The sequence below is a fragment of the Solibacillus isronensis genome, from assembly GCF_900168685.1.
GTDB lineage: Bacteria > Bacillota > Bacilli > Bacillales_A > Planococcaceae > Solibacillus > Solibacillus isronensis_A.
In genome coordinates, this window is sequence record NZ_FVZN01000002.1 from 56,067 (window position 1) to 63,528 (window position 7,462).

A 7,462-nucleotide genomic window follows, 5' to 3' on the forward strand; every position below is an offset into this window, starting at 1 on the left:
AGAAGCAAGTTAATCTTACTAAACAAGGAGCGACAAGTAAAGTATCCATCGTTGCGTACAATGTTCCCATCCATTAAACTAAATAGGAGAAACTGAGGTGTAAACATGATTGTCTTACAAGTAAATCAATTATATAAATCGTTTATTACAGATGAAATATTAAGTGGTGTAAAACTAGAAGTACAGCACCGTGATCGTGTGGCATTAGTAGGAAGAAACGGTGCCGGCAAGTCCACGCTATTAAAAATAATTGCCGGACAAATGAGCTATGACTCTGGTGAAATTATTATTCCAAAAGATATTCAAGTCGGCTATTTAGAGCAGCATGCAGGCATCGACTCTGAACTTTCGATTTGGGACGAAATGATGACAATTTTCGCAAACTTGCAAAACCAGGAAAAAACGCTGCGTCAACTTGAACAGCAAATGGCCGATCCTGCAATATATGAAGATAGCGAACAATATACACGCATTATGGCGGAGTATGATCAGTTGCAGCATGATTTCAAAGATGCAGGTGGTTATCAGTATGAAGCCGATACCCGCTCTGTTTTACATGGGATGCAATTTTTCCCTGAAGATTATCAAAAGCCGATCCGTTCTCTATCCGGGGGACAACGCACACGCCTAGCACTAGCTAAGCTTCTTTTGTCAAAGCCCGACCTCCTTATTTTGGATGAGCCGACCAACCATCTGGACATTGAAACATTGTCATGGCTGGAAGGCTATTTAAAAGGTTATGATGGCGCGATTTTAATCGTCTCGCATGACCGTTATTTCTTAGATCAAGTCGTGTCGATTGTTTACGAAGTGTCTCGTACAAAAGTGTCGAAGTATGTAGGCAACTATAGTGCTTACTTAGATGAAAAGGCAAAAAACTATGAACGTGATTTAAAAATGTACGAGCGTCAAATGGATGAAAAGGCCAAGCTCGAAACATTTATCCAAAAAAACCTTGCCCGAGCTTCAACTACAAAAATGGCCCAGTCACGTCGCAAAGTGTTGGAGAAGACAAATTGGATGGAATCTCCTGATGGCGATGAAAAGAGTGCCAACTTCGGCTTTACAATTGAGCGCCAAAGCGGAAATGACGTGCTGTCGGTAGATAATTTAACAATCGGTTTTACGGACAAGGCTATTTCCAAAAATATTGGGATGCGCGTCTTTAGAGAAGATCGTATTGCACTTGTCGGTCCAAACGGTGTTGGGAAATCTACCTTATTGAAAACAATCGTTCAAGATATCGAGGCACTGGCCGGGGATATCCGTTACGGTACGAATGTTCAAATCGGCTATTATGATCAGGAGCAGGCGAAACTTCATTCGAATAAAACTGTTCTTAGTGAGCTTTGGGATGAATGGCCATTACTGAATGAAAAGGATATCCGCAACATTTTAGGTCGCTTCCTTTTTAGCGGAGATGATGTTTCGAAAACCGTAAACTCCCTATCAGGTGGAGAAAAGGCGCGACTTGCACTTGCGAAGTTAATGATGCAAAAATCAAATTTCCTAGTACTTGATGAACCGACAAACCATTTAGACTTGGACAGTAAAGAAATATTGGAAAACGCCTTAATCGATTATCCTGGTACACTGCTATTCGTTTCACATGACCGTTATTTCATCAACCGTATCGCTACTAAAGTCGTTGAACTCTCAGGCACAGGTTCGTTTGAGTATTTAGGTGACTATGATTATTATGTGGAAAAGAAAGAGGAACTAGAAGAATTAGCTGCAATGAAAGCCGCAGCAATTGAAAAAAATACGGCTGATTCGACTGTTCAAACAAAGACTACTTCGACGATCGACAAGGACGCAAAAAAAAGAGAACGTCAAATTCGTCGTGCAATTGAAGATATCGAAAAGCAGATGAGCGCCTTAGATGAAAAAATCGCCGTCTTCGAAGAACAACTATGTGATCCTGATATTTATTCGGATCATGAAAAAACATTAACAATTCAGTCTGAACTGAATGATGTAAAAGAACAGCATGAAGTATTTGAAATAGAATGGCTTGAACTAAACGAAGAGCTTGACAATCTATAATTAAAGGAGTGTCCATCAACATATGGACACTCCTTTTTTATATGCACATGAAAAGTCTGTTTCTACACAAACATATTTGGTGTATTGCTATTGTATAATATTAAATCTTTCTATCATCCTATCTACATAATAATCATATATATAGGTCAATACGCCAAATTTCTACAAATTTCTCCACAATTTTATTCACAATACAAATCTAGTAGTATCAACATATCAACATAGTTTTCCACATTATCCACATTTAAAATCAAAGTTATACACATTGCTGTGTGAAAAAGACACTACTATATATAGATAAGTCACATGTTTTCCACAAGTTATACACAGTTTGTGTATAAGTACGCATGTTCGCAAGTTTTTTTGTGGGTATTTAACTTTATCTGTGGATAATTTTCAGAAAAGTTGAACAGTCAATAAAAACTTGTTATAAATGAGATTTATCCATCATAAATTACTAGATTCGACTTTTTTATATTATTGAAAGAAAACAAATTAAGAAAAATTTATTTTCTCTGCAAAAAAAGCATGAGAAAAGGATGTAGTGCCACATCTTTTCACCATGCTTATATACCCTATTTCCAGCTCAAGAGCTCCATCCCTGGGCGCCCATTCATAGCTAAATTCCCACGAACTCCTGCTTCATACATTTCATATGCAGCTGCACCAATCATTGCAGCATTATCTGTACATAATTTTAAAGGCGGTACATAAAATGGAATACCTTCTTCTTTAAACGCATGTTCCAATGCTGTGCGTAGTCCTTTATTGGCTGATACACCGCCAGCTGCAATTACTTGTTTTACCTGAAATTCACGCGCTGCTCGTACTGTCTTACCAGTCAATACTTCCACTACACTGTCTTGGAAGCCTTTTGCAACATGTTCGGCAATGATTTCTTCACCGCGCTGATCCATGTTATGTTTATAATTAATCACTGCAGATTTCAAGCCACTGAAGCTAAAATCGTATGAATCTTCCTCCAACCATACACGCGGGAAAGGAACGGCTTCTGTCGCTTCATGGGCAAGACGATCAATATGAGGACCACCCGGATATGGCATATTCAATACACGGGCTACTTTGTCATATGCTTCACCTGCAGCATCATCACGTGTTTCACCGATAACTTCAAACGAACCATGTTCACGCATGAGGACAAGCTCTGTATGTCCACCTGAAACAACAAGTGCCAACAGCGGAAATTCCATTGGCTGTACTAAATTATTCGCATAAATATGCCCGGCGATATGATGTGTCCCGATTAATGGTAAGCCGTGAACAAAAGCGAAAGCCTTAGCCGCATTAATACCGATTAACAAAGCACCTACCAGTCCCGGTCCTTCTGTTACGGCAACAGCTGTTAATTCCTTTGGTTCCATATTTGCCTGTTTTAATGCTTCTTCTAAAACGATTGTCATTTGTTCAACATGGTGACGTGATGCGATTTCCGGGACAACCCCGCCGAAACGCTTATGACTGTCGATTTGCGATGATACAACATTCGAAATAATCTCTGTCCCATTTTTAATAATGGCTGCTGCTGTTTCATCACAGCTAGTTTCAATTGCTAATATATAGTTATCCATTATAAATTCACCCACATTACTAACGCATCTTCCTGGTTATCTGTATAGTAGCCTTTACGAAGACCTCCATCTTGGAAACCAAGTTTGCGATATAAATTTTGTGCAACAGTATTTGTTACACGTACTTCTAAGCTCATAACATCCATATTTGCTTCTTTCGCTACTCGCATCGCTTCACGCATAAGTGTCTCACCAATACCTTGACCACGTACAGATTGTACAACCGCTACGTTGGTAATCTGTGCTGCATCAATAACGAGCCAAATTCCACAGAATCCGATAATTTCACCTTTATCGTCTTCCGCCACTAAATAATGGGCAAATTGGTTTTCGGTCATTTCGTAATAAAACGAATCCAATGTCCATGGTGTAGGAAATGATGCAAGCTCAATTTTATGAACAGCCTGAACATCATCTATTGTCATTCTGCGATACTGTACCATTAAAGTTGCTCCTTTTTCTGTTCCTTTATCCAATTCGCTTCCGCTTCTGCAATACGGCGATATTGGGGAACAAAAGCATGGACAGCCTCAACTGTCGGTAATGGCATTTGTTGTGCTAAAGCAATTAGTTCGGATGCACGCGGTAAATTCATTGTAAATGGTGCACGGATAGCAGAATCACCTAACACTTGCTGAATTTTTTCCATATACAAATCGACATCTGTCCCGACAAATAATATTGGTCGTTCTAATTGCTGAAGCTTCTGTAATAATCCGTCGATATGGTCATGATGATCTTCAACAATCGACTCCATAGTGTCTGCTTCATATACACCGGCATATACATTTTGACGACGGGCGTCGATTAATGAACAGATTGCATAGTTCGCAACTCGGGCATTTGCAGCCAGTGCTTTTAGGCTTGATACACCTACCAATGGCTTTTGCAATGACCAGGCCAAGGTTTTGGCAAGAGTGACACCAATTCGGACTCCTGTATAAGAGCCGGGACCTTCAGAAACGGCAATCGCATCAATTTGTGCCGGTGTTAAGCCTGCTCTGTTTATAACTTCTTCAATTGCCGGCATTGCACCAACTGAATGTGTCAATTTTATATTTTGCACGACTTCTGCAATTACTTTATTATCTTGTACTATGGCGACAGAAAGCGGTGCATTTGCTGTCTCTATTCCTAACCAAATCATTTTAATAACTCCTCACAAAGACGAACATACTTTTCGCCTATCGGTTTCAATACAAATTTGCGTTTCGTTTCATCAATGCGTGTAATTTCAATTGCTAAACGCTCTTCAGGCAAATCTTCCTGAATAAGATGTGCCCATTCCACAACTGTTACAGCATCCCCATAAAAAATTTCTTCCCAGCCTAAATCTTCATCGCTATCTTCCAGACGATATACATCCAGGTGATTAAGTGGTATACGTCCTACATATTGCTTCATAATAGTAAATGTCGGGCTATTGACCGTTCGCTTTACGCCCAGCCCTTTTGCAAAGCTCTGTGTAAATGTCGTTTTTCCCGCCCCTAAATCACCTTCAAGTGTAATCGTATACTGTGGCTCGACTAAGTCTGCCAGTCTCATCGCAAGTGCTTGCGTTTCTTCCAGCGTATTTATATCTTTTTCAAATATCATCTGATTGCTTCCTTCCACAAAAAAAATCCATTATCTCTAGTTTACTTGAACTGAAGCAATTGTTCAAAATGTATCACTTCTAGATTGGTTCTTACCCAACTACGTTAAAATAAAGTAGCTGTAAAAAAAAGAAAAACACTCATTTTTTCTGAGAAAAAGTGAATGTTTCCGTACTTCTCTTTATTTCCTGACATTGTTTAGGTAATGTAGAAATACTATGAGCATACCCACGTTCAACCTTAAATTTTGCCAATCCCTAACGCTTTGAGTTCCCTTTGCGTTCCACTACTTCTTTTTTTACCAATACATCATCCTCAAATTTTAAGCGATATCCTTTTGTCAGTAAAATTTCATCATTCCATTCATATGTATCGTTATCAATTTGCTGACCGGCTCCTCCGGAAATGCGTACTACTTCTAGATAAGACATCCCTTCTTTTACTTTTTCATACTCTTCTTCATTCATGTATTTTTGCCAAACATATGTATTACTTTCTTCTATCTCTAAAACTTCATCCTGACAAGCTGTTATTAGCATTGTCAGCAATATAAAGAGACAAATAGACAGGAAGACATAAAAAGCCTTTTTATTCATTCTTATCCCCCCTTAATATCCTTATGAAACCATTCCCGAAATTAAGCGGTTCAAACATTACCAATAGGAAAAGGAGAATACGAACGTATTCGCATCCTCCTTTTTGAAATAAACTTAAGTTTCTATATTATTATAATCTTTACTGACTTATATACCGGGAATCCAACCTGGTCTTGACAGAATTTTCTCCATTAAAGGAGCCGGAATTACAGTATCAATTTTTTCATCATAAGACGTTACAACGTTTTCCTCATTCTGTACCTTTTCCACCCAATGCGGCTCGATTAACAAGGCACGACCAAGTGCTACTAAATCTGCACCTAATTGTAATGCTTGTTCTGCTTCTTCACGAGTATAAATTGAACCGACACCAATTAATGGTTTACGTCCATTTAACAAGCTTTGAATTACAGCAATACGATTTTGTTGGCCGTTTTTATAACGATGTGTTTCAGATTTGAAATCTCCAAGTGAAATATGCAAATATGTTAACGGTGTTTCCGCTAATTTATCTACTAATTTAACTGTATCATCCATTGTAATACCATCTTCTTCAGGCTCTTCCGGGCTGAAACGGTAACCGACGATAAACTTTTCATCTGCATATGTGTTTTTAACTTTAATTACTTCATTTACCACTTCCAATGGGAAACGTAATCTATTTTCAAATGTTCCGCCGTATTCATCTGTTCTTTTATTAGTAAAGGCAGAGAAGTACTGTTGAATTAAATACGTATTTGCACCATGAATTTCAACGCCGTCAAACCCTGCTTCAATTGCTCTTCTTGTCGCTTCCGCATAAGCTTTAACCATATCTTTAGTTTCTTCAAGAGTTAATGCGCGAGCTTCTTTTTTCTCAATTGTAACAGCTGTACTCGCACTTACAACATCTCCATTTGGTACTAAATGTTGATATGATTGTCGACCGCCATGATGAATTTGTAAAACCGCTTTAGCACCGCCTTGTTGAATAGCCTGTGCAATTCTTCGCAAGCTTGGAATATAACGATCTTCATGAGCGGCAATTTGTCCTGGGAATGCTTTACCGTTTGCTGCAACGTATGCGCATGCTGTAATGATCATTCCAGCTCCTTCAGCACGTTCTTTATAATATGTGATTTCCTCATCGGAAACAGTATCATCTTCATTTGCAGAGTAGGTTGTCATAGGTGCCATAACTAAACGATTTCGTAGTTCAACCTCTTCATTCAATTTAAACTTTTCAAAAAGTGCTTTCATTACAATTCCTCCCTTTTGCTATGTATGTACTTTAACGAAACTGCATTTTATTTTCAAGTTAGAGGTCCTCATTAATTTAAATACAACAAAAAAACCACTGATTCCTCAGTGGTTTTGCGTGTGCGAAGCGACGTCCTACTCTCACAGGGGGAAGCCCCCAACTACCATCGGCGCTAAAGAGCTTAACTTCCGTGTTCGGTATGGGAACGGGTGTGACCTCTTTGCCATCATCACTTCACTATAGTGGGCTCTAAATAAGCCTATGTAAAGGAATTTTCATTCTTTCAAAACTGGATAAACGTTTCATTGAGTTGTGCAATAAAATGTGGTTAAGTCCTCGACCGATTAGTATTCGTCAGCTGCATGCGTCACCGCACTTCCACCTCGAACCTATCTA

The 7,462-nt window shown here is 38.9% G+C and carries 7 protein-coding genes and 1 rRNA gene; 1 reads left to right on the forward strand and 7 read right to left on the reverse strand.

Annotated elements, in window-relative coordinates:
• Positions 1–105: 105 nt before the first annotated feature.
• The gene (locus B5473_RS00560) at positions 106–2,046 is read left to right on the forward strand and encodes an ABC-F family ATP-binding cassette domain-containing protein (RefSeq protein ID WP_079523190.1); all 1,941 of its coding nucleotides are present in this window, start codon (positions 106–108) and stop codon (positions 2,044–2,046) included.
• 575 nt (positions 2,047–2,621) lie between these two features.
• On the opposite strand, the gene tsaD is transcribed toward B5473_RS00560, so the two are convergent.
• The 7 genes from tsaD to rrf all read right to left on the reverse strand — a co-directional run bounded on the left by tsaD (position 2,622) and on the right by rrf (position 7,303).
• Positions 2,622–3,635, reverse strand: coding sequence for a tRNA (adenosine(37)-N6)-threonylcarbamoyltransferase complex transferase subunit TsaD (gene tsaD / locus B5473_RS00565; RefSeq protein WP_079523191.1), 1,014 nt, complete (start codon positions 3,633–3,635; stop codon positions 2,622–2,624).
• Entirely contained in the window at positions 3,635–4,078 is a 444-nt protein-coding gene (gene rimI, locus B5473_RS00570; RefSeq protein WP_079523192.1) for a ribosomal protein S18-alanine N-acetyltransferase, read from the reverse strand. Before rimI ends, tsaD begins: the two co-directional genes overlap by 1 nt.
• Positions 4,078–4,782 (reverse strand): tRNA (adenosine(37)-N6)-threonylcarbamoyltransferase complex dimerization subunit type 1 TsaB, encoded by a 705-nt coding sequence (tsaB, locus tag B5473_RS00575; protein WP_079523193.1) that lies wholly within the window; start codon positions 4,780–4,782, stop codon positions 4,078–4,080. Before tsaB ends, rimI begins: the two co-directional genes overlap by 1 nt.
• Positions 4,779–5,231 carry a tRNA (adenosine(37)-N6)-threonylcarbamoyltransferase complex ATPase subunit type 1 TsaE gene (tsaE, locus tag B5473_RS00580; protein WP_079523194.1) on the reverse strand — a complete coding sequence of 151 codons (453 nt, stop codon included), beginning with the start codon at positions 5,229–5,231 and terminating at the stop codon, positions 4,779–4,781. The genes tsaB and tsaE overlap by 4 nt, the downstream gene beginning before the upstream one ends.
• Positions 5,232–5,487: 256 nt before the next feature.
• Positions 5,488–5,826 carry a hypothetical protein gene (locus B5473_RS00585; protein WP_079523195.1) on the reverse strand — a complete coding sequence of 113 codons (339 nt, stop codon included), beginning with the start codon at positions 5,824–5,826 and terminating at the stop codon, positions 5,488–5,490.
• Positions 5,827–5,973: 147 nt separating this feature from the next.
• Positions 5,974–7,065 (reverse strand): NADH-dependent flavin oxidoreductase, encoded by a 1,092-nt coding sequence (locus B5473_RS00590; RefSeq protein ID WP_079523196.1) that lies wholly within the window; start codon positions 7,063–7,065, stop codon positions 5,974–5,976.
• A 122-nt stretch (positions 7,066–7,187) separates the two neighbouring features.
• Positions 7,188–7,303 (reverse strand): 5S ribosomal RNA (gene rrf, locus B5473_RS00595).
• Between the last annotated feature and the right edge of the window lie 159 nt (positions 7,304–7,462).